The organism is Cupriavidus sp. C2SS-8b, assembly GCF_057073745.1.
This window is the reverse complement of record NZ_CP172716.1, coordinates 2006289-2032916: the sequence shown is the minus strand read 5'-3', so window position 1 is coordinate 2032916 and position 26628 is coordinate 2006289. Positions and strand designations below refer to the sequence as shown.

At 63.1% G+C, this 26628-nt stretch carries 20 protein-coding genes; 12 read left to right on the top strand and 8 right to left on the bottom strand.

What is annotated here, in order from left to right; genetic code table 11:
• Positions 1-26 precede the first annotated feature (26 nt).
• From gsiB to ACIGJB_RS09315, 7 genes are all read left to right on the top strand, one after another.
• Complete coding sequence (gene gsiB, locus ACIGJB_RS09345) at positions 27-1583, top strand: glutathione ABC transporter substrate-binding protein GsiB (protein ID WP_483729595.1); 1557 nt, start codon at positions 27-29, stop codon at positions 1581-1583.
• A gap of 146 nt (positions 1584-1729) precedes the next feature.
• Positions 1730-2650 carry a glutathione ABC transporter permease GsiC gene (gene gsiC / locus ACIGJB_RS09340; protein WP_483729594.1) on the top strand — a complete coding sequence of 307 codons (921 nt, stop codon included), beginning with the start codon at positions 1730-1732 and terminating at the stop codon, positions 2648-2650.
• Between the two features lie 15 nt (positions 2651-2665).
• The gene (gsiD, locus tag ACIGJB_RS09335) at positions 2666-3577 is read left to right on the top strand and encodes a glutathione ABC transporter permease GsiD (protein ID WP_483729593.1); all 912 of its coding nucleotides are present in this window, start codon (positions 2666-2668) and stop codon (positions 3575-3577) included.
• 24 nt (positions 3578-3601) lie between these two features.
• A complete protein-coding gene (locus ACIGJB_RS09330; RefSeq protein WP_483729592.1) occupies positions 3602-4624 on the top strand; it encodes a P1 family peptidase in 1023 nt (340 codons plus the stop codon).
• Complete coding sequence (locus ACIGJB_RS09325) at positions 4621-5439, top strand: M55 family metallopeptidase (protein WP_483729591.1); 819 nt, start codon at positions 4621-4623, stop codon at positions 5437-5439. Before ACIGJB_RS09330 ends, ACIGJB_RS09325 begins: the two co-directional genes overlap by 4 nt.
• Before the next feature lie 98 nt (positions 5440-5537).
• Entirely contained in the window at positions 5538-6302 is a 765-nt protein-coding gene (locus tag ACIGJB_RS09320; RefSeq protein ID WP_483729590.1) for a hypothetical protein, read from the top strand.
• Positions 6303-6375: 73 nt separating this feature from the next.
• Entirely contained in the window at positions 6376-7458 is a 1083-nt protein-coding gene (locus ACIGJB_RS09315; RefSeq protein ID WP_483729589.1) for a M14 family metallopeptidase, read from the top strand.
• A gap of 16 nt (positions 7459-7474) precedes the next feature.
• On the opposite strand, the gene tssE is transcribed toward ACIGJB_RS09315, so the two are convergent.
• The 8 genes from tssE to tssB form a co-directional block, all read right to left on the bottom strand.
• Complete coding sequence (gene tssE, locus ACIGJB_RS09310; protein WP_483729588.1) at positions 7475-7906, bottom strand: type VI secretion system baseplate subunit TssE; 432 nt, start codon at positions 7904-7906, stop codon at positions 7475-7477.
• Positions 7906-10614, bottom strand: a complete 2709-nt coding sequence (gene tssH, locus ACIGJB_RS09305) for a type VI secretion system ATPase TssH (protein ID WP_483732299.1) — start codon at positions 10612-10614, stop codon at positions 7906-7908. Before tssH ends, tssE begins: the two co-directional genes overlap by 1 nt.
• Before the next feature lie 101 nt (positions 10615-10715).
• Positions 10716-11201 carry an Hcp family type VI secretion system effector gene (locus ACIGJB_RS09300; protein ID WP_483729587.1) on the bottom strand — a complete coding sequence of 162 codons (486 nt, stop codon included), beginning with the start codon at positions 11199-11201 and terminating at the stop codon, positions 10716-10718.
• A 5-nt stretch (positions 11202-11206) separates the two neighbouring features.
• Positions 11207-12934: an OmpA family protein gene (locus ACIGJB_RS09295; protein ID WP_483729586.1), complete on the bottom strand. Its 1728-nt coding sequence runs from the start codon at positions 12932-12934 to the stop codon at positions 11207-11209.
• Positions 12935-12944: 10 nt separating this feature from the next.
• Positions 12945-13595, bottom strand: a complete 651-nt coding sequence (locus ACIGJB_RS09290) for a DotU family type IV/VI secretion system protein (protein WP_483729585.1) — start codon at positions 13593-13595, stop codon at positions 12945-12947.
• Positions 13592-14938: a type VI secretion system baseplate subunit TssK gene (gene tssK / locus ACIGJB_RS09285; RefSeq protein ID WP_483729584.1), complete on the bottom strand. Its 1347-nt coding sequence runs from the start codon at positions 14936-14938 to the stop codon at positions 13592-13594. The genes ACIGJB_RS09290 and tssK overlap by 4 nt, the downstream gene beginning before the upstream one ends.
• A 118-nt stretch (positions 14939-15056) precedes the next feature.
• The gene (gene tssC / locus ACIGJB_RS09280; protein ID WP_483729583.1) at positions 15057-16604 is read right to left on the bottom strand and encodes a type VI secretion system contractile sheath large subunit; all 1548 of its coding nucleotides are present in this window, start codon (positions 16602-16604) and stop codon (positions 15057-15059) included.
• A gap of 22 nt (positions 16605-16626) precedes the next feature.
• Positions 16627-17142, bottom strand: a complete 516-nt coding sequence (gene tssB / locus ACIGJB_RS09275; protein WP_483729582.1) for a type VI secretion system contractile sheath small subunit — start codon at positions 17140-17142, stop codon at positions 16627-16629.
• Between the two features lie 280 nt (positions 17143-17422).
• On the opposite strand from tssB, the gene ACIGJB_RS09270 reads away from it, so the two are divergent.
• From ACIGJB_RS09270 to ACIGJB_RS09250, 5 genes are read left to right on the top strand one after another with little or no spacing between them, the layout of a single operon-like run.
• Complete coding sequence (locus tag ACIGJB_RS09270; RefSeq protein ID WP_483729581.1) at positions 17423-20170, top strand: type VI secretion system Vgr family protein; 2748 nt, start codon at positions 17423-17425, stop codon at positions 20168-20170.
• Positions 20171-20185: 15 nt separating this feature from the next.
• Entirely contained in the window at positions 20186-23401 is a 3216-nt protein-coding gene (locus ACIGJB_RS09265; RefSeq protein ID WP_483729580.1) for a phospholipase D-like domain-containing protein, read from the top strand.
• On the top strand, positions 23398-24834 hold the full coding sequence (locus ACIGJB_RS09260) for a hypothetical protein (protein ID WP_483729579.1): 1437 nt from the start codon (positions 23398-23400) through the stop codon (positions 24832-24834). Before ACIGJB_RS09265 ends, ACIGJB_RS09260 begins: the two co-directional genes overlap by 4 nt.
• A 58-nt stretch (positions 24835-24892) precedes the next feature.
• Positions 24893-26296 (top strand): hypothetical protein, encoded by a 1404-nt coding sequence (locus ACIGJB_RS09255; RefSeq protein WP_483729578.1) that lies wholly within the window; start codon positions 24893-24895, stop codon positions 26294-26296.
• Positions 26297-26308: 12 nt separating this feature from the next.
• On the top strand, positions 26309-26602 hold the full coding sequence (locus ACIGJB_RS09250; protein WP_483729577.1) for a PAAR domain-containing protein: 294 nt from the start codon (positions 26309-26311) through the stop codon (positions 26600-26602).
• Positions 26603-26628 lie beyond the last annotated feature (26 nt).

The window sequence follows — 26628 nt, the reverse complement described above, 5'->3', positions numbered from 1 at the left end:
CGCAAGTCAATCCAAGGAGAATCGAGATGTCTGCACGGATGGTTTCGCCCAGGCTGGTAGCCGGGCTGCTGATGGCCGGCGCGATGGGCGCGCTGGCGCCGGTGTCCGCCTTTGCCGCCAAGGATGCGGTGATGGCCGTGGCTTCCACGTTCACCACGCTGGATCCGTATGATTCCAACGACACGCTGTCGCAGGCCGTGTCCAAGAGCTTCTACCAGGGCCTGTTCGGCCTGGACAAGGACATGAAGCTGGTCAACGTGCTGGCCGAAAGCTATGACGTCAGCAAGGACGGCCTGACCTATACCATCAAGCTCAAGAAGGGCATCAAGTTCCACGACGGCACCACGTTCGACGCTGCGGCCGTGAAGGCCAACCTCGACCGCGTGACCAACCCGGCCAACAAGCTTAAGCGCTATACGCTGTTCAACCGCGTGGCCAAGACCGATGTCGTCGACAGCAGCACGGTAAAGGTCACGCTGAAGGAGCCGTTCTCGCCATTCATCAACGTGCTGGCCCACCCTTCGGCCGTGATGATCTCGCCCGCCGCGCTGCAAAAGTACGGCAAGGAGATTGCCTTTCATCCGGTCGGCACCGGACCGTTCGAGTTTGTCGAGTGGAAGCAGCCCGATCACCTGAAGGGCAAGAAGTTCGCCGGCTACTGGAAGACCGGTTATCCGAAGATCGACACCATTAACTGGAGGCCGGTGGTCGACAACAACACGCGCGCGGCCATCATGCAGACCGGCGAGGCGGACTTCGCCTTCAGCATTCCGTTCGAGCAGGCCGCGGTGCTGAAGAACAGCCCGAAGGTGGACCTGGTCGCGGCGCCGTCGATCATCCAGCGTTACGTCAGCCTGAACACCACGGTCAAGCCGTTCAACGATCCGAAGGTGCGTCAGGCGATCAACTACGCGATCAACAAGGATGCGCTGGCCAAAGTCGCCTTTGCCGGCTACGCCGTGCCTGCCGATGGCGTGGTGCCGGCGGGCGTGGACTACGCCGAGAAGCTGGGTCCGTGGCCGTATGACCCGGTCAAGGCGCGTGCGCTGCTCAAGGAAGCCGGCTATCCGAACGGCTTCGAGACCACGCTGTGGTCGGCTTACAACCACACCACCGCGCAGAAGGTGATCCAGTTCGTGCAGCAGCAACTGCAGCAGGTCGGCATCAAGGCCAGCGTGCAGGCGCTGGAAGCCGGGCAGCGCGTGGAGAAGGTCGAAAGCGTGCAGAAGCCGGAAGACGCCGGCGTGCGCATGTACTACGTGGGCTGGTCGTCGTCGACGGGCGAGTCCGACTGGGCGCTGCGTCCGCTGCTGGCCTCGGAGTCGATGCCGCCGAAGCTGCTGAACACCGCGTACTACAAGAACGACCAGGTCGACGCCGACATCGCCGGCGCGCTGCGCACGACCGATCGCAACGAGAAGGCCAAGCTGTACAAGGACGCGCAGGAACGCATCTGGAAGGACGCGCCGTGGGCGTTCCTCGTGACCGAGAAGGTGCTGTTCGCCCGCAGCAAACGGCTGACCGGCGCCTACGTGATGCCGGACGGCTCGTTCAATTTCGACGAGATCGATATCAAGCAGTGAGGGCGGGTGAGGGCGGGACTTCGTGGAAGCTCCGGCCCTCTCCCCCAGCCCCTCTCTCGCAAGCGGGAGAGGGGAGCAAACAGGCGGCGATGCTTGAGCCACGAGGGTTTTCTCCCCTCCCTGCGGGCCTTTCTTCATGGTGTGTGATGCTGAACTACTTCCTCAAACGATGCCTGGGCGTGATCCCCACGCTGCTGATCGTGGCCGTGCTGGTGTTCCTGTTCGTCCACCTGCTGCCCGGCGACCCCGCGCGGCTGGCGGCGGGCCCGGAGGCCGACGAAGCTACCGTGGAACTGGTGCGCAAGGACCTGGGCCTGGACAGGACCCTGCCGGAGCAGTTCGTGAACTTCTTCTCGAACGCCGTCCGCGGCGAGTTCGGGCATTCGCTGCGCACCAAGCGCCCGGTCAGCGAAGAGATCGGCGACCGCTTCATGCCCACGCTGTGGCTAACCGTCGCATCCATGGCCTGGGCCGTCGTGTTCGGCATGGTGATCGGCATCTGCTCGGCGGTCTGGCGCAACCGATGGCCTGATCGCCTGGGCATGACGCTGGCCGTGTCCGGCATCTCGTTCCCGGCCTTTGCGCTGGGCATGCTGCTGATGGAAGTGTTCTCCGTCCAGCTGGGCTGGCTGCCGTCGATCGGCGCCGAAAGCTGGAAGCACTACATCCTGCCGTCGCTGACGCTCGGTGCCGCGGTGGCGGCGGTGATGGCGCGCTTCACCCGCGCCTCGTTCGTCGAGGTGCTGCAGGAGGATTTCGTGCGCACGGCCCGCGCCAAGGGCGTGCGCGAGACCGTGGTCGTCGCCAAGCACACGCTGCGCAACGCCATGATCCCGGTCGTGACCATGATGGGCCTGCAGTTCGGCTTCCTGCTGGGCGGCTCGATCGTGGTCGAGAAGGTGTTCAACTGGCCGGGGCTCGGTCGCCTGCTGGTCGATGCCGTGGAGATGCGCGACTACCCGGTGATCCAGGCCGAGGTGTTGCTGTTCTCGCTCGAATTTATCCTGATCAACCTGGTGGTGGATTTGCTCTACACGGTGATCAATCCAACCATCCGCTACAAGTAAGAGAGGGAGGCCGGCATGACTCAGATTTCCACGCCCGCCGCCAGTCCGGCAGCCGCGACTGTCGCGGCGCCGCAGGCCGTGCGTACGCCCTGGACCGAGTTCTGGCGCAAGTTCCGCAAGCAGCATCTGGCGCTCGGCGCCGGCGCGTTCGTGCTGTTGCTGATCGTGGTGGCGATCCTGGCACCGCACCTGGTGCCATACGACCCCGAGAACTTCTTCGACTACGACGCGCTCAACGCAGGCCCTTCCACGGCCCACTGGATGGGCGTGGACTCGCTCGGCCGCGACATCTTCAGCCGCATCCTGGCCGGCACGCGCATCTCGCTGGCGGCGGGCTTCCTGTCCGTCATCATCGGGGCGCTGGTCGGCACGGCGCTGGGGCTGCTGGCCGGCTACTACGAAGGTTGGTGGGATCGCATCGTGATGCGCATTTCCGACGTGCTGTTCGCGTTCCCAGGCATCCTGCTCGCGATCGGCATCGTGGCGATTCTCGGCAACGGGATGGTCAACGTGATCTTCGCCGTGGCCATCTTCAGCATTCCGGCCTTTGCGCGCCTGGTGCGCGGCAATACGCTGATGCTCAAGCAGCTGACCTATGTCGAGGCCGCACGCAGCATCGGCGCATCGGACTGGACCATCCTGATGCGGCATATCCTGCCCGGCACGGTGTCGTCGATCGTGGTGTATTTCTCGATGCGCATCGGCACGTCGATCATCACGGCGGCAAGCCTCTCGTTCCTCGGACTCGGCGCGCAGCCGCCCACGCCGGAGTGGGGCGCCATGCTGAACGAGGCGCGGGCCGACATGGTGACGGCTCCGCACGTCGCGATCTTCCCGAGCCTGGCAATTTTCCTGACCGTGCTCGCCTTCAACCTGCTGGGCGACGGCCTGCGCGACGCGCTCGATCCCAAGATCGACCGGCGCTGACGTGGCATGCAGAGGGAACAGGTGATGGCGCCGGTTATCGGCACGCTGCCCGCCGGCGCGCGCAACAGCATCACGGACGTGGCCGGTGTGACGGTCGGCCACTGCACGCTCGATGCTGGCGACCTGCAGACCGGCGTGACGGTGGTGCGGCCGCATGACGGCAATCTCTACTTGCAAAAGGTGCCAGCCGCCTGCGCCGTGATCAACGGCTTCGGCAAGAGCGTAGGCCTCGTGCAGGTGGAGGAACTGGGCGTGCTGGAGACGCCGGTTGCACTGACCAACACGTTCGCCGTCGGCGCGGTGGCGCAGGCGCAGATCCGCGAGGCCATTGCGGCCAATCCGGAGATCGGGCGGGCGCTGCCCACCGTCAACCCGTTGGTGTTCGAGTGCAATGACGGCTACCTGAACGATATCCAGGCCATGGCGGTGAATGGTGGGCACTATGCGGCGGCCTGTGCTGCTGCCAGCGCGGATGTCGAGGCCGGCTCGGTTGGAGCCGGACGTGGCATGTCGGCGTTTGGCGTCAAGGGCGGCATCGGCACGGCTTCGCGGCTCGCCGGCGGCTACTGCGTCGGTGCGCTGGTGCTGGCGAACTTCGGGACGCCGGAATCTCTCGTCGTGGCAGGCCGGCATGTCGGTGGTGCGCTGGCCGCACGGCTCGCGGCACGGACGCCGGAGCCCGAGAAGGGTTCGATCATCATGATCGTGGCCACCGACGCGCCGCTCGACGCGCGCCAGCTGCGCCGGCTGGCCCTGCGCGCAGCCGCGGGCCTGGCGCGCACGGGGTCGGTGTACGGACATGGCTCGGGCGATATCGTGCTGGCGTTTTCCAGCGCGTACATCGTGCCGCACCATGCCACGGATTCGATGCCTTCCGTGGCGCTGCTGCATGAAAGCCGCCTGGATCCGCTGTTCCGCGCGGCCGCCGACAGCGTCGAGCAGGCCATCCTCCACGCACTGTGGCACGCCGTGGCTGTCCGGGGCCGCGATAGCCACGTACGGCAGGCCTTGCTGGACGTCATGCCCGAACTGCGCAATCCGACATGAAGCTGCTGATCTCCACTGACATCGAAGGCATTGCCGGCGTCTTTCACGCCGAGCAGACCCGCGCCGGCAACGGCGAGTATGAGCGCGCGCGCGCCTGGATGACTGGCGAAGCCAACGCCGCGGTGCAGGGCGCCTTTGAAGCCGGCGCCACCGAGGTCCTGGTCAATGACTCGCACGGCGGTTTTCGCAACCTGTTGCCGGACCAGATCGATTCGCGTGCGCAGCTCGTGCTGGGCAAGCCGCGCTACCTCGGCATGATGGCCGGCGTGGAAGCGGGCTGCGACGGCGTGTTCATGATCGGCTATCACGGCCGAGCGCAAAGCCGGGGTGTGCTGGCGCATACGATCAACAGCGGCGCGTTCGCGCGGGTGTGGCTGAACGGGCAGGAGCTTGGCGAAGCGGGGCTTTACGCCGCGCTGGCCGGCGAGTTCGACGTGCCGGTGCTGATGGCGAGCGGCGATGACGTGTTCATCGAAGAAACCCGGCCGCTGATGCCGTGGGTGCGCTATGTGCAGACCAAGTCGGCGGGCGGCTTCGGCAGCGGCAGCACGCTTGCGCCGGAGGCTGCGCGCGATGCTATCCGCGACGCGGCTGCGGTGGCGGTGCGCGAACGGGCCACGGCCCGCGCGTTCCGAATCGATGCGCCGGTGAACTGCCGGCTCCAGACCCAGACTCCCGGGCACGCGGATCTGTTTTGCCAGTGGCCGACGCTGGAGCGCGTGGACGGTGTCACGCTGACATTCGCGGCGGACTCGGTGCAGTCGGCGGTGCGCATGCTGAACTGCCTGTCGGCGATGTCGTTCATGCTGAAATAGCGGAACTGGCCGGTCGCGGCGCGATCGGCGACAATGGCCGGTTTGGCGCGGCCCGGTCAGCGATCGGGCCTCCCGCTTTTACCCGCTATACCGCACACATGACCCAGGCACAACACGGGGGCTGGATACCCGTACGCAAGGACTTCGTCGACCTCGACACGCGCTGCCATGCGCGCGGCACGACTGGGCGCCACCATGGCTTTCCCGATGGCCGTGCCTACATCCTGCGTGATGCGCAGGGCCATGAGTACGCGTTCGGCGAGGCTTGCGCACAGGCCGCCCTGGTCCATCCCGCGCTGTTGATGCAAGTGCCGGACTATACCGAACGCGACATGGTGCGCCAGTCGGAAGCGCTCGATGCATCCCTCGCCGTGGCCAGCACGCCGCGCCGCCGGCCCACCGCCGCCCAGCGCGATGCCGAGCAGCGCCTGGCGGCCATCCGCTACCTCGTGCTGCGCATGGAAAAGGTCGCGGCCGTGCCGCGCGTCCAGCCCACGGTGCGTTTTGCGCCACTGCAGGATGTCTACGAGCAATTCCAGCGTACCGGCGATATGAGCCGGGCACAGGTGGCCCGCATTCTCGCCATCGAGAAGAGCCCCACGACGCCGCCGCGGCTCAAGGCCACCAATCTGCTCGATGTCTACACCGCCCACGTCAAGCTGGAACGGCTGATCGCGGCCTCCAACCGGCTCGATAACATCCGCTTCCTGCGCAGCCTGCATGACTGGCTGGCGCGCCAGCTCGTCCTGTCGGCCGCGCAGATCGCCGCGGCGGGCATTGAAATGCATCCGCAGGCCTTCAGTGCGCCAGGCATCTGGGGACCCGACGATGCCCGGCCGGGCGCGAGCGGAGAGCTGTTCTGACGCACTGCACGTTGGCAAGGCCGGACGATTTGGCGTCTAATGCCAGCATCTCCGTTTGCGTGGGGCAGTCGCCATGGGCCAGGTTTCGGGTTGCTTTGCCACCAGTTATGCCGAGGCGCGGCAGAAGTTCCTGGCCGCCGCGCGTGCCGCCGGCGCAACACTAGCCGAGTTCCCCCATCCGACCCGGCGCGGCAGTGCCGGCGAGGACCTGGCGATGGATATCGCGTGGGTCGGCCCCGCCGATGCGCGCCGCGTGCTGATGGTGAGTTCCGGGGTGCATGGCGTGGAAGGCTTTTGCGGCTCCGGCGCCCAGGTGGCCTTGCTGACCGATGCGGTGCTGCTGGCCGACTGCGCCGAGGCGCGGCTGGGCCTGTTGCTCGTGCATGCCGTCAATCCCTATGGTTTTTCCCATCTGCGGCGGGTTAATGAGGACAACGTTGACCTGAACCGCAATTTCATGGATTTTGCGCAGCCGCTGCCGGATAACGTGCCCTACGCGGAGATCGCGCCGATGCTGGTCCCGGCGCACTGGCCGCCGTCCGGGGCCGAGCAGGCGCAGTTCATGAAGGCCGTGGCGGAAAAAGGCATGGACTGGTACCAGACCGCGGTCAGCGGCGGCCAGTACCAGGATCCGCGCGGCCTGTTCTATGGCGGCAACAAGGAAACGTGGAGCAATTACACGCTGCGTCGCGTGCTGGCGCGCTTCGGCAGCGGCCGCAGCAGCTTGCGCTGGATCGACATCCACACCGGACTGGGGCCTTGGGGCTATGGCGAGCCGATCTGCATGGGACCCGACGACGACGCGCAACTCGGGCGGACCCGCGCCATCTGGGGCAACGAGGTGACGTCGATCTATGACGGTTCATCCACATCCTCCCGGCTTCCCGGCCTGGCCTGGCAAGCGGTGCCGGGCACGTTGCCCGATATCGACTATGCGGGGATTGCGCTGGAGTTCGGCACGCTGCCCGTTGCGGAAGTCCTGGATGCGCTGCGCGGCGACCACTGGCTTTATCTGCATCCGGAAGCTGACGAAAACCAGCGCACCCTGGTCAGGCAGGCCATGCGGCAGGCCTTCTATGGCGATGCCGATGACTGGCGTGCAGATGTGGTCGAGCAGGTGACGGCGGCTGTCCGGAAGGCTATGCGCGGGCAGTAGGGCGGTGGTGGTGTTTTCAGTCTATGTCTTGCGATGCCTTCAGCAGCTTGAGCCGCGTCTGGCCATCTGGCGTGAAGTGTGTGCCAAATCTCACCAGCCCGGCCTGATGCAGATGACAGGTCATGGTGAAACTAAGAAGCATGCCGGGCTCGGTGTCTTCGATCGTCAGGTCGATCGCCTTCAGCCTCGGCTCATGGCGCAGCAGCGTGGCTTCTATCTCGCGCTTGAGGGTGTGTGCGGAGGCAGGCAAGTGCCGGTAAATGCGGGATAGATCGCCGAGTCCATAGTCCGGCAGATGCGCGAGGCTGCCGCGGCGGCTGTTAAGAATGCGCTGGATATTGTCCTGTACCGACAGGAAGGTCTGCGTGGCTGCGTCGAACTCTTCGATCGCCACGCCATTCGCAAAGAATCCCGTCACCGCCTCGAAGAGCCCCGGTCCGCCACGCATCACGCGCCTTCTGTTGCAGCGGATTCTTCGAAGGCCAGCCCGATGCCGTCGGCCTGGGAGAACGATAGATGGATCGACTTTGGCGTCTGCATGCCGGTCATGCGCACCAACAATTCGCGCGACAGCACGGGCAGGATCTGCTGGTCGAGCAGGCTATCGATATTGCGCGCACCGGAATCTCGCAGCAGGCAGGCGCGCACCAGCTCGCCCACCAGTGTGTCGTCGCACCGCAGTGGCACACCGAAGCGGCGTGCGATCCGGTCGGCCACCCTGGCTAGTTTGATTCGCACGATCATGGCCATGGCCTCGCCCGACAGCGGGCGGTACACGACAGTCTGGAAGCGCGCCAGCAGCGCCGGCTGGAAGTGATCGACCAGTAGCGGACGGATCGTTTCCATCAGGGATCCGCTCGCCAGTTCGGTACCGGCTTCCGCTGCCGCGTCGGTTGCCGCGAGAAGTTGCTCGCTGCCGAGATTCGAAGTCATCAGGATCACGGTATTGCGGAAGTCGATCACCCGGCCTTCGCCGTCCCGCATGAAGCCGCGGTCGAACACCTGATAGAACAGGTTCAGCACGTCGCGATGGGCCTTCTCGACTTCATCGAGGAGCACGATGCTGTAAGGGCGCTGGCGCACGGCTTCGGTCAACACGCCGCCTTCGCCGTAACCGACATAGCCCGGTGGCGAACCCTTCAGTTGCGAGACGGTGTGGGCTTCCTGGTACTCCGACAGGTTGATGGTGATGAGCGCGCGCTCGCCGCCGAACATCAGGTCCGCCAGTGCGCGCGCCGTTTCCGTCTTGCCAACGCCAGACGGCCCGACCAGCAGGAATACCCCCAGCGGTGCATCCTCGGATTTGAGGCCTGCCTTGGCGGCTCGCAAGCTCTTGCCGAGCGCGGCCAGCGCTTCATCCTGGCCGACCACGACCTGGCTCAAGCGGCTCTCCAGCTCCAGCAAGGTGGTGAGTTCGCTGGAAAGCAGACTGTCGACCGGTACACCCGTCCAATCGGCGATGACCTGCGCTATCGTTGCTTCGTCCACTTCGGCGCGGAGCAGCGCGGCGTGGCCGTGCCTCGTCAATGCCTGGTGGGTTGCCTGGATTGACGATTGCAAATCGCGGCGCACCGAGCTGTCGGCCGCAGCGTGCCATTGCGCGCGCAGCGCGATCAGCTTCTCGGCGGCGTCCTTCTGTTCGGTGAAAGCAATCTTGAATTGCCCGAGTTCGGTGGCGAGCGAGATCAGCCGGGTCTCGATGGCTGCCAGACGTTCGCCCGCGTTGGCACCTGTGGCACCCATGTCCTGCAGCAAAGCCGTGCGTTCGACCTCCAGCGCAGTGTGTTCCGCCTCGCAGGTGGAGATGGCGACAGGCGTGGCTTCCAGGCTCATACGCACGCGCGCGGCGGCGGTATCGAGCAGGTCGACCGCCTTGTCCGGCAACTGGCGCCCAGTCAGATACCGCCGTGACAACCGCACCGCAGCGCCAACGGCCGCATCGGTAATGTGCACGCCGTGGTGCCGCGCATAGCGCTCCTTAAGGCCCCGCAGCATCAGGCAGGCGTTGTCATCATCGGGCTCGTCGACCTTGACCATCTGGAAGCGGCGCTCCAGCGCGGCGTCGCGCTCGAAGTACTGCTTGTATTCGGACCAGGTTGTGGCCGCGATCGTGCGAAGTTCGCCGCGCGCCAGCGCCGGCTTGAGCAGGTTGGCCGCGTCAGCGCCGCCGGCAGTGTTGCCCGCGCCGATCAGGGTATGGGCCTCATCGATGAAAAGCAGAATCGGCGTGGGGGACAGCTGCACAGCCTCGATGACATTCTTCAGGCGTTGTTCGAATTCGCCTTTGACGCCGGCACCGGCCTGCAAGAGGCCCAGGTCCAGCGTCAGCACGCTGACATCCCGGATGATCGAGGGGACATCGCCTTCGGCGATCTTGAGCGCAAGCCCTTCGACCAGCGCGGTTTTGCCCACGCCGGGTTCGCCGACAAGGATCGGATTGTTCTTGCGGCGCCGCGCCAGGATGTCGACCATCTGCCGGATCTCGATGTCGCGTCCAAAGACGGGATCGATCTTGCCGTCCCGCGCCTTTTGGGTGATGTCGGTGGTGAAGCGAGCCAATGCCGACGTGTCGGCCTGACCGTGCAAAGGCATGACGGGGGTGGCCGATATCGGTGACGACGTTTGCGGAGCCGGACCCTGTCCGTCGATATCGCCTGCAGTGACAGTGGCCCCTTCGACAGAGATATCGTCCAGCTCATGCATCAGGCGCTCGATCTGCGTGGCCGACACTGACAGGAGCGGCCAGGCGTCGGGCGCGCGAAGCAAATAAGGCGCTTCGGCCAGCGCTGCGAGCAGGTGTGCTGAGCGAATCGACTTCGATTCTCCAAGTGCCGTGGCTTCGAGGGACGCCCTCATCCACGCTGCCTCCAGCCACTGGCCAACGCGCTGCGACAGTTGGGGTTTGCCGCGCAGGTCGTGCGGAAGCCGCTCGATCGCCCTTAGCAGCGCGTTCCAGATGCCATCCACATCCAACTCATAGCGCCGGAGAATCGCCAGGAGGTCGCCATCGCCGAGTTCCAGCAGCTTGATCAGCCAGTGCTCTACTTCGATGTCCCGATGAGCGCGCGTTTCACAGAGGCTCGCGGCGTCGGCGAGGGCGCGTGCGCAGTGTTCGTTCAGGCGACGCAGGAACGGGGAAAGATCGCGGGCAGTCATGGCAAAGAGGAAATTGGAACGCGAGAGGAAAAGATGCGCGCGGACCATCACAGGATGTCCGCGCGGTCGGCGGGCCGGTATCAGGAACCGGCCGGTGCGTATTACGAGCGCTCGTTCCAGCTGTCGGCGTGGATGATGTTGCCGTCCTTGTACGACCAGATGATCTTCTCGTAGCGGAGTTCGATGTCCTCGAGGTGGTTGTGCTTTTCGTAGGCGGGGTTCTTGATGTCGAGCATCTTGGGCGTGACGCCAACCACCTTCACGTTTTCAAGCTTGGTATTGAAGTATTCCTTCTCCTTGCCGGCGTCATCGATCTTGTACCACTTGATCTCGACCGACTTCAGGGTCTGGCCGCTGGTAACCGCCTTGTACAGGTACGGCGTCGAGGCGTCGGTTTCCTTGGAAAACACGATCGGCTTGTGCACGCGCGTGCCGGTCAGCTTGCCGGTGTTCGAGTCGGTCGGGATGTTGACGGCGTGGTCGAATGCTACGACCTCGACACTGCCTTCGCGGCCAGATACGGTGACGGAGCCCTTGATGTCGGCGCCACCATCGTCCTTGATCCACATGTATGCGGGAATTGCCATGATTCTTACTCCTTCTGCTGGAATGAACAGGCCGGCTGGCCCGAGGTTTTCCGATTGTCGCGATGAACATCGCGACAATCGGGGACGAGCGTGATTTCGACACGGCGGTTCGCCGCGCGGCCCGTTTCGGTGTCGTTAGGAGCCTTGGGGCGGGTGTCGCCGTAGCCCTGGATGGCAAAGTGAGTCAGCGGCAGACCGGCGGCATCGGCCAGCCAGTCACGGACCGACGCTGCGCGGGCCTCGGAAAGTTTGAGGTTGCTGGCAGGGGTGCCAGCCGCGTCGGTGTGCCCGGCCACCAGCACGCGCTTGTCCGGATGCGCCTTGATCATTTCGAGCGCACCGATCAGGGCCCGATTCGAGCCCGCGTTCAAGGCGGCGCTGCCGCTGCGGAACAGAGACAGGCTGTCGAGTTCAATGGTTGGGGGCGGCGGTGCCGGCGGCTGATATGCCGCGATCAGTGCATTGAGCGGAGTGAGAAGGGGAGCGCCGCGATAGAACCCCAGACCGAGGCGCGGTGGTACCCCGGCACGGGCATATTGCTCAAGTTCATCGCGGTCGTGCTTGATCGCCTGCAGCGCATCGACACGCGCTGCGTCGTGCTCCTGCCCGATGGCGCGATAGCGGGCCATGTCGTTGACGACGCGTGTCACCAGCGTCCGGTTCTGCCAGGCAGAGGCCGCGCAGGCAGCACAGAACGCCAGCGCCAGCCAGGCAAAGGCGTGTGCCAACGCCCGCGGGGCTACGCGCCGCACAGGCTGCAGCGCAACGTCTTGGACCAGTGGCTCAGGCAGCGGGTAGGCGGCGCGACGGCTATCCCCCGCAACTGGCGTCAACGCAGTGGCTTGCTCGGTGAAGTGCGCGAGCAGCGAATCCGGTGTGGGAACACCTGCGACAAGGGTGACACCGAAGCCGGCAATTTGCATCGGGCGGCGATATCGGAAGCCATCGCGGTGGTCGTCGACAAGCGCCGGCAGCAACGCACCGGTTGCCCACTGCGCCAGAGCGTCGATGCGCGCGGCACGGAACATGCGGCCCTGGCGGTCGGCGGGCACAGCAGCCCGAACATACTGCTGGGCACGCGCGGCGATCACAGAGGCGTGCGCGTCGGCGAGCAGCCCATCGATGCCCGAAGCGTGAAACCACGGGCAATCTTCCGGCGCACCATTGGCTTCTTCCGCATAGACTGCAACGCAAACCGGCAAGGGGTAACCGAGCGCGCGGCTGGCCTCGCCGATGGCCGCGCGCCAGCGCCGGAGCCCGGCATTCAGCACGCCGGCATCGTTTGCGTGGTCGGCGCCGACCAGGCAGGCGACGGCATCCGGGCCCTGACCCTCACGCCAGCGCCTGAGCGCAACCGACACATGTGCCAGCCGGGTCGGGTCGTCGATCCGGATCCAGATCGCCGTATCGGTGATGCGCACCAGCGCGTCGCCGAATGCCTTCGCCGGGGCGCCGTTCGCGTCGCCTACCGTCAGTACCAAGGGCGTATTGCGCCGGATGTCGCCGGGCAGCGCGTCAAGCGATGCCTGGAGGGACAGCAACACTGGCTGTGCTGCACGTCGGCGTGTGCGCAGCAGGCGCGTGGCCAGAGCGACTGCAGCCAGAGCCAGGACGATGGTGAAGGCGGCAAGCAGCAGGTTCCACGTTGGGCGCAAGGGCGAGCTGAATGTCAGCCAGGCCAACGCGAGTGCCGCGATCCAGCCAACGAGCGACCGGTAAGGGTAGGCAGTCACGATGCCTCTCTCAACCTGCGAGCGTGCGGATCGATGCCGCCAGCCATCGATCCAGCGCGAAGTAGACCAAGGTGGCTACAACACTAGCGATGGCCACCCAGGCAAGCGGCGAGAGATTGCGCCAGCGCGGCGTCCTGCCCCTTGTCACCAGCATCGGACCGGAGGACTCGCCCCAGCCAGCACGATCCAGGCGCTCATCGATCTTGCGCATGAGCGCGGCGCGGGCACTGGCGTCCTCCAGGGCATACCGCCCCTTGAAACCCAATCCGAGGACGGCGTGGAATACATGGAGCAGCGGCAAGGCAGGCTGCGGCTCGGCCAGGCGACGCTCGATGCGAGCGATCAACGCCTCCCCGGCGTTGTGGCTCTTGAATTGCTGCACCTGCAGGGGCTCTCGCTCCCAGGCATCGCGGTCAGTGCCCTGCAGCTGGCCCAACGCAACTTCATCCAGCAAGGCGCATTGGGCATAAGCGGCATCCTCGATCACATCGGCCGGCTGGCCGAGCGTCGAGAATTCTTCGCGCAGTCGAGACACCTGCTCGAGGCACTTGGCTCGGAATGCCTCGACGCCAGGAGTTGGCCGTGCAGCGTCGGAAAGCAGCGCGATCGTCAGGGCCGTATCGCGCACGGCGAGTGGGAGCATCATGGTGGGGTATGTCATACCGGCAGTACCGCGAAGAGTTCAAGCGACACGTCTGGCAGCGAGGCAGGGACATAGAAGTGGCAAGCCCGAGCGTCAAGCATGCGTTGAAAGGCAGGGTGGGCGCTGTCGAGCGCAAAGTATTGGTTCTCGATCCGCACGGGAATGGCAGCGGGCAGACGCGACATGGTGCGCAGCGGGATACCGGGCAGCGCTGAATTGACAATCTGTTCCACCTCATCCGGCGCCCCCGCCTTGCACAGGCGCGGCAACTGTTCGAGCAGCGCATGGGCGGGCAGGCCTGCCTGGACAGACAGGTAGTACTCGGCCCCTTCGACGAGGCGCTCATCGAGAATCTTGCCGACCCATACGGTGGGCCGGGCCCGCTCGAGCGCCACCGGCACCACGCGTGACGGGATGACTGTGTCGAGCAGCGTACGGATCAGGGACTCCAGTTCCGCGAACACTGGTTCAGGGGCGAGGTGGTGATAGACCGGAATGGCCTGCAACGTGTCCGTGGTGGAGAACGTCAGCAGCGCGCCAGCCAGACGGGCCAGCACCGCATAGAGCCGTTCGGGATGCTGTTGTGGCGCCGCGCACAGGCGTGCCAGTTCTGGCCAGGTACTATTCACGCTGTGCAGCAGCCAGAACAGCGCGACATCGGCCACGGCGTAGTCGGCGATCTGGTCCGAGCGCTGGCGCCGGCGCACGGCCAGACTCGCACTCTTGGCACTCAGGATTTCAGACAGCCGGTTCATGCGCTCGGTTAGCCGCGCGCTTGCCGACAGGAAGAGACAGGGGGGCACAAAGGCCGCGTCCAGTTCGAAGCGTCCCTGCGGACTGCGTACCAGCCGCGCGATCGGGCAGGTTACGTAATCGCCAGGTGCCTCGAAGTCAAACAGCAGCGCCAGTGCGTGTCGCTCCACGCTGATCTCTTCCTTGCCTTCTCCATGCAGGTCGGCGATCTCCAGATACTCCCGCAGGAATCGACGCGGCCGCGCGGGCCGCTCGCCCGCTTCGACGCAATTCCCGCCTTGCGCATCAACCAGCGCCAGGCCGATCAGCACGACCACGCTCTCTTGCTGGGCCGGCACGTCGTCCAGATTGCGGGCAGGCGGCGTAAGGTCCGCGGTATCGGTATCAACGATGGTGCCATCCGGCAGGCGCAGGGCGAGAGTATTCACCATCAGCCGGGAGATGGACAGTGCTTGCGGGTCGAGCCCGACTTGCACCACTCCCCAGGGATCGGGGCTCGCGATGCGCGCGATATGCTCGTCGGCATACCGATCCCACAACGCCTGTTGCTGGAAATGCTGCGGGGTCATGAAAATACCCTGTGCCCACAGCGGTCTTGTTATCTTCATCGTGCTCGACTGGTACGCGGAAAACGTCATTCCGCATGGGAGGCGCCGCAGAGCGGCTGCGCAGCCACCTTGCGGCGGAACGACTTCAGGTCAACGTGTCAGGAAAGGCCGGGGCAGCTCAGTTCTTTGCCTTGGGCATCTGGGACACAAGCGACAGATTGATGTCCATGCCTTCGATCTGGAAGTGCGGCACGATAAAGAGCTTGATGCGGAAGAAGCCGGGGTTGTCCTCGATGTCTTCGACGAGCACCTTGGCCTCGCGCAGCGGATGGGAGGATTGCAGTTCGTCACCCGGATCCGTCATCTCGGTGACGAGCGTCTTGACCCAGGTATTGAGTTCCAGTTCCAGCAAGCGGCGGTCCTTGGTGGTGCCAATGTTTTCGCGCTGAATGAGTTTCAGGTAATGGGCGATCCGCGACAGCAGGAAGATGTACGGCAGGCGCGCATTGACACGGCTGTTGGCGGTAGCTTCGTTGGTGTCGTACAGCGCCGGCTTCTGGGCCGAATGCGCGGAGAAGAAGCACGCGAAGTCGTGGTTCTTGTAGTAGGAAAGCGGGATAAAGCCGAGATTGGCAAATTCGAATTCGCGCGTTTCCGGGATCAACACTTCGGTGGGAATCTTTGCCTGGTTGCCGGTGCCGAGGTCGTACAGGTGAATCGGCAGGTCCTCCACCAGTCCGCCGGCTTGCGGGCCGCGAATCTGCACGCACCAGCCGTTCTTGATGAAGCTCTGCACCATGTTGGCGGCAAACGCGAACGAGGCATTGGCCCACAGATAGCGGCTGTGATCCGGACCCTTGACCGCCTCGGTGTAGTTGAAGGCGCGCACCGGAACCGTATCGGGACCATAAGGCAGGCGCGCGAGCACGCTGGGCAGCGTCAGGCCGATATAGCGCGCGTCGTCCGATTCGCGAAAGCTCTTCCACTTCAGGTACTCGGCGCGATCGAAATAGTTGCCGATGTCGCGGATGCTGGCGACCTCTTCCATCGAGTCCTTGCCGAAGAAGGCTGGCGAGACGGAACCAATGAACGGCATATGCGCGGCAGCTGAAACCTTGGAGATATTGCGTAGCAGGGCAATGTCCTGGGGGCTGCGGTCGAACGCGTAATTCGAAATGATCGAGCCGATCGGCTCGCCACCCGGTGTGTCGTATTCCTGGATGTAGGTATGCAGGTACAGACCGCTCTGAATGACCTCGGGCGTGTCTTCAAAGTCCTGGCGTAGGGCGTCTTTTGACACGTCCAGCACTTCGATTTTCACGTTCTTGCGGAAGTCGGTGCGATCTACCAGGAATTTCAGGCCGCGCCAGGCCGATTCAATTTGCTGGAACGTTTCGTTATGCATGATTGCATCCAGCTGGCGGCTGATCTGCTGGTCCAGATGCTCGATATGGAAGTCGAGCAAGCTTTTGTCCAGTCGGTCCACCTGCTGCGATGAATCCTGAATCATCTTCAGGAAGACGTTCATCGCTTGCGCGACGCGTTCATCCAGCGACGATTCAGAAAGCGCATCGGCGCTCTGGAACGATTCCACCGGGCGCGTGGTTTTGACCGGTGTCAGGTTGATTTTCTCGCACAGCGATTCATAGACACTCTTGTCGGGCGTGTCCAGCACAACGGTGTCGGTTTCGCTTTGGGTGCGAGCGGCGATTTCATGCTTGGTCATTGGGTTCACTCCTCAAGGATGATTACTGGGCGGACGGAGATGCCGGGGCGGCCTCGCCGATCTTCTGCAGATCGGCGCGCAGGCGTTCGGACTGGCCCGGGTCCTTGAGGATTTTTTCGAGTTCGCGGCGGAACATGGCGTTGTCGAGCAGGTTCGACTTCAGGTCGCGCAGCAGGTTGCGCGCCGCCATCAGTGCACGCAGTTCGGGCACCTTGCCAGCCACGATTTCAGGCTTGAAATCGTCCATCGACTTGAAGTCGAGGTCGACTGGCAGTTCAGTGCCATCACCAATGAGAGTGTTCTCTACCGCAACCTTCGCTTTCGGGTTGAAGTCGGCGAGCACTGAATTGAAATTGTTCTTGTTGATGGAAACCTTCTCTCGCTCGGCTAGGGATCGCGTCTCCTGGCCGTTGCTGTAGTCGCCCATTACCAGCAGCTTGAGCGGCAGCTCCACTTTCTTCTGCGCACCACCGGTATGCAGGTCAAGCTTGATATTGACGCGTGCCTTGGGCACTTCATTTTGGAAACTCTCGGCCATTCTTGAATCCTCTATTTCTGTCTTTAGCGGCTGCTAAATTTATTGAAAAACGATCAATGCGGCGCTTGGAAATGATTAGTAGCACGTCAAATTCCGAGAAGAAATAGAACATTTCCGAACCGATACCAAATGTTGTCATAGATCTAAAAATCGTTCTAAGACGGATCCAAAGGGGTTCCCGGCGTAAGCGAAAGCGCTTACCGTGCGGCGCGCAGGACGATGAAATGAGCGACGCATCGGCCGCTGCACGGTTGATTACGCTGACAACGGAGCCCAGGGAATGACGGATCTGGTGGAGGGACTGAAGAACTACGGCGGCGCGCTGTTCAAAGGGCTGACGGGACGGCAGGCGTATTTCCTTCAGGTGCCCGGCACGGTGAGCGCTGCGGCGCTCTCGGTGGTTTCCTTCGAGGCCGTCGAGCGTCTGGGTGAGCCCTATGCCGTCACCGTTCAGCTCACGCACCCGCTTGAATTGGACCGTTCCGACTATCTGGGAAGGGCAGCCACCTTCCTGATCGATACTGCCGATGGCACGGAACCGCGCAAGTTCGCCGGCTGCGTCACGCGGTTTAGCAAAACCACGAAGACTCGCGATTTTTTCGCCTACGAAATCGTGGTCGAGCCGCTCGTTGCGCGGCTGCAACTGACGCGTGCCAGCCGGATCTACCAGCACCAGACAGCGCCGCAGATCATTGAAGCGATCTTGCGCCGTCACGACCTGCAAGGCCACCAGTTTGACTTCAAGCTCCGTCGGAAATACCCCGAACATAAGTTCCGCTTTCAGCATCAGTTGTCGGATTGGTCGTACATCCGATTGCTGATGGAACAGGAGGGCATGTACTGCTACTTCATGCCCGGGAAATTCGGCGAGATGGTGGTGTTCGGGGACGATATCGATCACTACATCTACCAGCCCGAACTGCGCGTGCCTTACCGGGAGACAGCCGGGCTGGAATCCGGACAGGAAACGGTGTTTTCGCTGCAGACCCACGCGAAGACGGTGCCGGAATCGTTCCGGGTCGCTGATTTCAATCCTGACCTGGCGTGGGAGCGCCTCACCGGCGAAGCGAATGTCGCGCCCAAGGAGACGACGACCTACGGCCAGTCTTATGTCTACGGCACGCACCACCTCGACTTCGACGGAGGCAAGTGGGAGGCGCAACTGCGGCATGAGGCGAAACTAGCCGGACAGTTGGTCTTCGCTGGAGAGAGCAATGTGCTGGCGCTGCGCCCGGCGCGCATTCTGCGCATGGACATGGCGCTGCCTGATGCGCCGAACGGGCAGGTGATCACCGAAGTCATTCACAGCGGGGCGCGCGATGCGGCCTACCGCAATGCTTTCAAGGCGATCCCATCGGACCGGCGTTACCGGTTGCCGATGGATGAAGACAACTGGCCGAAGATCCAAGGCACGCTGAGTGCGCGCGTTACCTCGCCCGGCCGGTACAAGTATGCCTACCTGACGCAGCAAGGGCACTACACGGTCCGCTTCGATGTGGATTTCGACGAATGGCCAAACGGCGGCGAGAGCGTGCCGCTGGCGCTGGCCAAGCCGTTTGCCGGGGCGTTGCAGACGGGCTTTCATTTCCCGCTGCTCGACGGCACTTACGTCGATGTGGCCTTCCGCGATGGCAATCCCAATAAGCCGTATATCGCGAGTGTTCAGCACAACAGCCAGCATGAGGACCTGATCACGAATCAGGGCCGGTGGCTGTCGCGCAATGTGATTCGAACGCAGAGCAATAACAAGCTGCGCATGGAGGATTGGGAGGGTCAGGAGAGCATCAAGCTGTCGACCGAGTACGGCGGCAAGACGCAACTCAATCTGGGCTACCTTGTTGATCACCAGGGGAAGAAGCGGGGCGAGGGTTTCGAACTGCGGACAGACCTGTGGGGTTCACTGAGGGCGGGAAAAGGCCTGCTCATCTCGGCAGACGGCCAACCTGGCGCGGAAGGACCTCAGCTCGATATGCACGCTGCCGTGCAGCAGCTTGAACGAGCACTTGAACAGCTGCGCCAGTTGAGCGATGCCGCGCAGACGGCCGGGGCAGAGTTGCTGGACCTGAAGACGCAGAATGCCTTCCTGCAGGAGCAGGTCAAGAACCTGCAGGATGCCGTGCTCCTTCTGTCGGCTCCAGCAGGCATCGCGGCTTCCACGCCCGGCAACATCCACCAGAATGCCGGCGTCAACGTGTCGATCAATGCTGGCCAGCATGCGGAACTGAGCGCATGGAAGCGGTTCACCGTCGCCGCAGGCGAGGCAATCAGCATGTTCGCGCATGCGGCGGGAATCAAGCTGCTGGCGAACAAGGGGAGGGTGCAAGTGCAGGCCCAGAACGACGCAATGGAACTGACGGCGCGTCACGATCTTACGATCACCAGCACCGAACGCAAGGTGGTACTGACAGCCAAAGACGAACTGCTGCTAACCTGCGGCGGCGCCTACATCCAGTTAAAGGATGGCAAGGTGCATCTTGGCACGCCGGACAACATTCTTTGCCACGCGGTCAGCCTGCAGAAATGCGCTCCAGCAAGCAAGCCCGCAGTATTGCCGAATCTTCCAAAGTCGGAGCTTGAGCCTCAGCGCTTCGATTTCAAGTTCCGGCTCGCTGACACGCCGGGCTCGAATGGACTCGCGCTAGCGCATGCGCCGTGGAAGATCGCGCATGGGGCGGAGCCGGACTCGTTGGACATCGATGAGTCAAAGGTGATTGCCCAGGGCATCACCGATGAGCGAGGCCACATCAACCTGTCCGATGAAGACAAGCAAATGGTTTCCGACGCGTACTGCGCGAACCCCATGCGTACTTGGCTCGTCTACCCTGGCCATACCGTTCGCATCAATGCCGAAGTCGAATCGGATGACTGGACGGACGAAGACAAACTGCTGCATGGCCTGAATGCGGCGGACTTTACGCCAGACCTTCATCCCGCACGACAAGACAAAAACTTGGAGCCGGTTGTGAAGGTTGCGGAGGATGCTCTTAGCACCGTCGCTCGTCGCATTTATCAAGCGATCAAAAGCTAAATTTGGGCTGACACCATGTGCAAGAAGACGATTACACATGTCAAGACAAAACAGGGAGCATCCGACTCGGTTTCGGCGCCGAATTGGTTCGTATCCAGCACCGAGAACCCGGCGAGTCAAGACCCCGGGTTGTCGAGCGAGCTCAAAGGCATCAAATGGGGCGATGTGTTCTCGGCGCCGAGCTCCGGAAACAAGGTGCAGTTCTTCGTAACAGGGTCGAGCTACTTCACCGATGTTGCAAAAGCGATCGACGCAGCAGCGACGTGCATTTTCATAGCAGGCTGGCAGGTGAACTTTGACGTAGACATGGGAGACGGCAAGACCTTGTTCGAACATCTGCGTCGGGCGGTCGAGCGCGGCGTGGAGGTGTTTGTGATGCCATGGCTTTCGCCGCCCCCGTTGGCGTTTGATACGTGCATCCTGGAGACACTGTTCGGACTCAACCAGTTGAACGCAGGCCTGAAGCAGCGTCGTGCATGGACCTTGCCGTCCGTGGGGCAGAGCGATATCGCTGGCGGGCTCGGGCTACTCGGCTATTCTCATCATCAGAAGATGGTCGTGGTGGACAACAAGATCGGTTACATGGGAGGCATGGACCTGGCCTATGGGCGGCGTGACGACGGTACGTTCAATCTGGCTGCGCAGGGGCGCAAGGGCAATGAGTTCTACAGCACGTGCATTCCCAAGGTCGCGACGTTGTCTCGCGAGGAGCAGACGGGCTACGTTCCGCTGACAGAGCTGTTGACGGGATGCTTTCCAACGACGACGGGCAAGGTCGCGGCCTGGTGGTTTTCTCCACTTGACCTGGGCCCTGTCAACAGCGGACTCGACTGGGTGAACGAGAAGGACTCGCAGTACAAGGAGATCGCATGGCGCGTGCAGAGTTGGTGGGACAGCTCGCAACTTGTGCCGGCGTTCGTCAAGGATGCGGCCAGGCAGGTGTCCGAGGTCAGGGAGGCCATTCAAGATGCGTCGGGCGAAGCCGTGCAATGGCTCGCCTGGCGGACATGGGACTACATCGATCCTGGCATTCGACAGGAATTGCTGAACTGTGGTGCCGATGTGGCTGCAGCCGTGACATGGCTGATCGATTGGCTACGCGGCGGTCATCTCGATGCGCTTTCGCCAAACGTTTACAAGCAGGTTGGCCGCCTGATCGAGACGCTTGGCGTGGTGTGCGCCACCTCCATTGCAGACGCGGCGTGCCAGCGCGACAAGCCACTGCCGGACTTGATCGAGCGGCGCAAGGCGATGCCCTATAAGGGCAAGACGCACGATGTGAAGAGTCAGCCGCGCATGCCATGGCATGACGTCCACATGCGCATCGAAGGACCGGCGGTGTTCGAACTGGCAACGAACTTCGTAAGCCGTTGGGATGGGCAGGTCAAGCGTTACTGTGCGTCAAGGTCTGTCAGTCCAGTCAATAGGCCATCCGGCGTATCGAAGCCACCGTCATCGGCGCCATCAGGAGTCGCCTCGGAGACTTGTGCAGCCTTGCCGGCCTACAAGGAGATCAATCTGCTGCTGAGAGCCGTCGGCCTGACAGGCGCGTCCGCCAGCGCATGGTCTGGCCAGGGGCTGCCAATACTGATGCGCAAGCATGCACCGCAGCGGCAGGCCGCGAAGTCGGGCACGCAGCGGGCTCAATTGCTGCGCAGCGCGTCGTTGCAGATGCGTCAGGTGGAGTTTGCCGCCAATTCCAAGGGTGAAAAGCCAACGCGGCCGCAGAACAACTGTATGAAGGCGATGCTCAAGGCGATTGGCGGCGCACAGCACTTCATTTATATCGAGGGACAGTTCTTTCAGTCGGCCTATGGCAAGGATGCCGCCTCGGATTACGGATGGTCTGGCCCGATGGCTGCGCTGCGCGATCCCTGGGCGGCAAAGAACGGCGAAGCCTACATGAACAAGCTCGGGCTGCAGCGCGGCATGCCCCTGCGCGATATTCCCAGGAAGATCAACCTCGCAAAGCTCAAGCGAGTGGTCCGGGAGGCCAACAAGGACGATGCCTTTCTGGCCGACTTCGATACAAATTTGAGCAATCTGGCGAAGGTGGAAACCTTCAACTTGCTGGGCAAGGCGCAAGAGCGCTTGGAAAACCCGATCGGTCACGCGCTGGCCGCAAGAATTCGGCGGGCGATCCTGGAGGATCTGCCATTCCATGTCTACATGGTCCTGCCTGTGCATCCCGAGGGACAGCTGGACGCCATCAACGTGATGTCGCAGGTGCACCTGACGATGCAGTCGCTGGTGTTTGGCCACGACAGCCTGGTCAACAATGTCCGACGCGCCATTTTGGAGCGGAAGGCGCGCAAGGAAAATCCTCGCATGTCGGAGGAGGAGAGGGTCAGGAAGTATGAGGCGTTGGCGGCGATGGATCCTGCCGACTTGGAGAACGAGGTTCCGAAAGAATGGCAAAGCCATATCACGCTGCTGAACCTGCGCCACTGGGCAACTCTGGGCGGCAAGGCCGTGACGGAGCAGGTCTACGTTCATAGCAAGCTGCTGATTGCGGACGACCGAGTGGCCATTCTGGGCAGCGCCAACATCAACGACCGCAGCCTGCTAGGAACGCGGGATTCGGAACTGGCCATGGTTATTGCCGATACGGCGACCAGGCAGGTTCTGCTTGACGGTAAGACGTCGCAACCAGTGGGCAAGGTGGTGCACGAACTGCGGGTGAGCCTATGGAAAAAGCTGTTTGGCCTGAGCGGCAATTGTGCAGCACCCGCGTCCGAGCTGGCGGGGGTGATCGATCGTCCGGCGTGTCCCGCCACATGGGCGGCGATTCAGAAGCGCGGGCGGGACAACGCGGAGGCCTATCGAGGGGCGTTCAGCTATGTGCCGTACTCAGTTCCAGACACGAAGCTGGATGACCCTGACAGTTCGATCTGGCCGACGTGGGATAAGAAGACGCGGAAGCTCAAGGAACGCATGCCTTTCCTGGAAACGTTCTGGCGCAAGCCTGCGATCGGAGACAAGCCGCGCAGTTGGGAGGCGTCGGTCAATCCAAGAACCTCGGCACCAAGTGGAGTCGCCGGCTTCATTTGCGCCTTGCCGTTTCGCTGGACCGCCAACGAGAATAATTTTTCCGGCCTGAACTTGACCTTGCTTGCCAACAACGGCGAGACGCCCAGCGGGCACGACCCGTTCGAGCCATCGCGGACTGCCGATGCGCTGGTATCTGGCATCGGGAACGGAGAAGAAGCCAGTACGGAGGCCACCACATGAGAACGACACGACCCACCAACGGACTGCGGGTACTGATCGCGCTGGCGGTCATCGCCCTGATGGGCTGCGGCCCATCGCGAGCGGAGCGGCAAGCGGCGGAGGATGAGCGGGCCTGGCAGGAGGATCTGGAACAGGTTGCCAGATCGGCCTACGCGGCGCCTGCCTCCGGGAGCCGGCAGGAATGTCTGGGGCGCCATGTGTTTGACGTGGTGGGGCCGGTGCAGTGGCCCACGGATCCCAGCGTCGGCATTGTGTTTAATTCCAGGCAAAGCTATTCGATCTATGACCGAGGCGACCGAATTCTGGTGGGCGAAACCAAGGTAGGCGTGATCTTTGATCCGGAGGGCAAGAAGTTTGCATTCAAGTCTAGAGGTTTAGAACTTGATAAGAAGCACTCTATGGAATCGCAGACGGAGAGCATGGCGCGGCACAAGGAGCGAGTGGCGAAGTCGACGTCGCCAGAGGAGCGGAAGCAATGGGAGGGGATGGTACGCAGTGACGAAATCTGGATGGCCAGAGGCCAGATTGATCGCCGCTTCGATCTGGGACTCCCGGACAGCTTGGGCGTCTGGGAGTTCGAGTGGGGCGAGATCGTGGACAAGGATGACAAAGACAGCATCCGGAATCAGGACCAGGTCATGACGGCCTACATCTACCGCAAACCATGGCTGCATATCTTCGAGCAGCCGAGCGGGCCGGCCACGGAACAGCCGGCCAACGAGGCGCGCATGCGGGAGTTCCTGAAGCGCTTCCGCAGCCGGGCGGAGTTCGAGATCCCGCGCGAGCCGGGGTTGTGCATTCCTTATGGCTTCATCGCGGATGATGGCACGCTGCCGTTCGCGATGAAGCAGGCGATGCGCTACCGGGACGTTCCGGGGGTGATCTATGTGCTGGACACCGGTGTGGTGAGCGACAAGATCCCGTCCGGTGGCGGCGCGCTCTGGAACGCCATGGGCGTGGCAGGGATCGGACTGCTGGGTGGCGAGGTGCCGGAGAACATGGAGGTGCTGCAGCGCATCGGGCCGAAGAAGGTGCAGATTGACGGCCGTGTGGCGATCGAGTCCGGCGTGGTGGCGCGGGTGAACGGCCTGGACGCCGAAGAGAAGCGCAAGGCGAATGCCCGCGCGGACTACACGCCGGCGCAGTTGAAGCGGGTTCTCAACCGGGCGCCCTACGAGGTGTACACGCTGTACGCGGGCACCAACGGCAAGCGGGACTCGCAGGCGTTGCCGTGGCTGGATATCAAGATGCGTACGTTTGCGCGGAACCAGGTGACGGAGGAGGAGAAGCTGGCATCCGATCCGCCGCCGTTCGCACAGAGCTTGCCGCGCTTCGAGGGGCTTCGGAACAGCATGCGCTTGCGCGCCACGACGCCGGCGCTGCCGGAGGTGAAGGCGCTGGGCAAGGGGTATGGCGCAGCGGCGTCGAACTGACGCTTAAGAAAACCACTACAGACGCCACCACATGAGAACACGAACCCATGGACTGCGGGTGCTAAGCGCGCTGGCGGTCATCGTCCTGATGGGCTGCGGCCCGTCGCGAGCGGAACGGCAGGCGGCGGAGGATGAGCGGGCTTGGCACGAGAACCTGGAGCAGGTTGCCAGATCGGCCTATACGGCGCCTGCCTCCGGGAGCCGGCAGGAGTGTCTGGGGCGCCATGTGTTTGACGTGGTAGGGCCGGTGCAGTGGCCCACGGATCCCACGGACAGTACTGTGTTTAGTTCCAGGCAAAGCGCTTCCATCTTTGATCGGGGCGACCGGGTGCTGGTGGGCGACACCAAGGTGGCCGTGATATTTGATCCGGAGGGCAAGGAGTTTGCCTTCCAGTTTGAAGGCCTGGAACTCGGCAAGAAGCACTCCATGGCATCGCAGACGGAGAGCCTTGCGCGGCACAAGGAGCGAGTAGCGAAGTCGACATCGCCAGAGGAGCGGAAGCAATGGGAGGAGATGGTACGCAGTGACGAAATCTGGATGGCCAGAGGCCAGCTCGATCGCCGCTTCGACCTGGGGCTGCCGGACAGCTTGGGCGTCTGGGAATTCAAGCGCGGCGAGATCGTGGACAAGGACGACAAAGACAGCATCCGGAATCAGGGCCAGATCATGACGGCCTACGTCTACCGCAAACCGTGGCTGCATATCTTCCAGCAGCCGAGAGGCCCGGCCACGGAGCAGCCGGCCAACGAGGCACGCATGCGGGCGTTCCTGAAGCGCTTCCGGACCCGGGCGGAGTTCGAAATCCCGCGCGAGCCAGGGTTGTGCATTCCGTATGGCTTCATCGCGGATGACGGCACGCTGCCATTCGCGATGAAGCAGGCGATGCGCTACCGGGATGTTCCGGGGGTGATCTATGTGCTGGACACCGGTGTGGTGAGCGACAAGATCCCGTCCGGTGGCGGCGCGCTCTGGAACGCCATGGGCGTGGCGGGGATCGGACTGCTAGGTGGCGAGGTGCCGGAGAACATGGAGGTGCTGCAGCGCATCGGGCCGAAGAAGGTGCAGATTGACGGCCGTGTGGCGATCGAGTCGGGCGTGGTGGCGCGGGTGAACGGCCTGGATGCTGAAGAGAAGCGCAAGGCGAATGCCCGCGCGGACTACACGCCTGCGCAGTTGAAACGGATTCTCAACCGGGCGCCCTACGAGGTCTACACGCTTTACGCAGGCACCAACGGCAAGCGGGACTCGCAGGCATTGCCGTGGCTGGATATCAAGATGCGCACGTTTGCGCGGAACCAGGTGACGGAGGAGGAGAAGTTGGCATCCGATCCGCCGCCGTTCGCACAGAGCCTGCCGCGCTTCGAAGGATTGCTGCACAGCATGCGGCTGCGCGCCACGACGCCGGCGCTGCCCGAGGTGGAGGCGCTGGGCAAAGGGTATGGCGCAGCGGCGTCGAACTGAGATCGGATGTACTTGGAAGCCAATGATGATCAAAGAGAGGCAACGATGAGAGGTGTGATTCGCTTGAGAGACAGGACAGACCACGGCGGACATGTTGAAACCGCAAGTTCGACGATGATTATTGACGGTATGCCTGCAGCGTTGGTTGGCGATCTTGTCTCCTGTCCGCGGAGCGGGCATGGCACGACATCCATCATGCCCGGAGATGGCAGCATCTTTTCTGATAACAAGCAGGTTGCACTGCATGGCTTCAAGGCAGGGTGCGGTTGCAGCCTGATATCCAGTACCACCGGATTTGGAGAGTAGCCGATGGCGTGGCCAGTTCCTTCCCT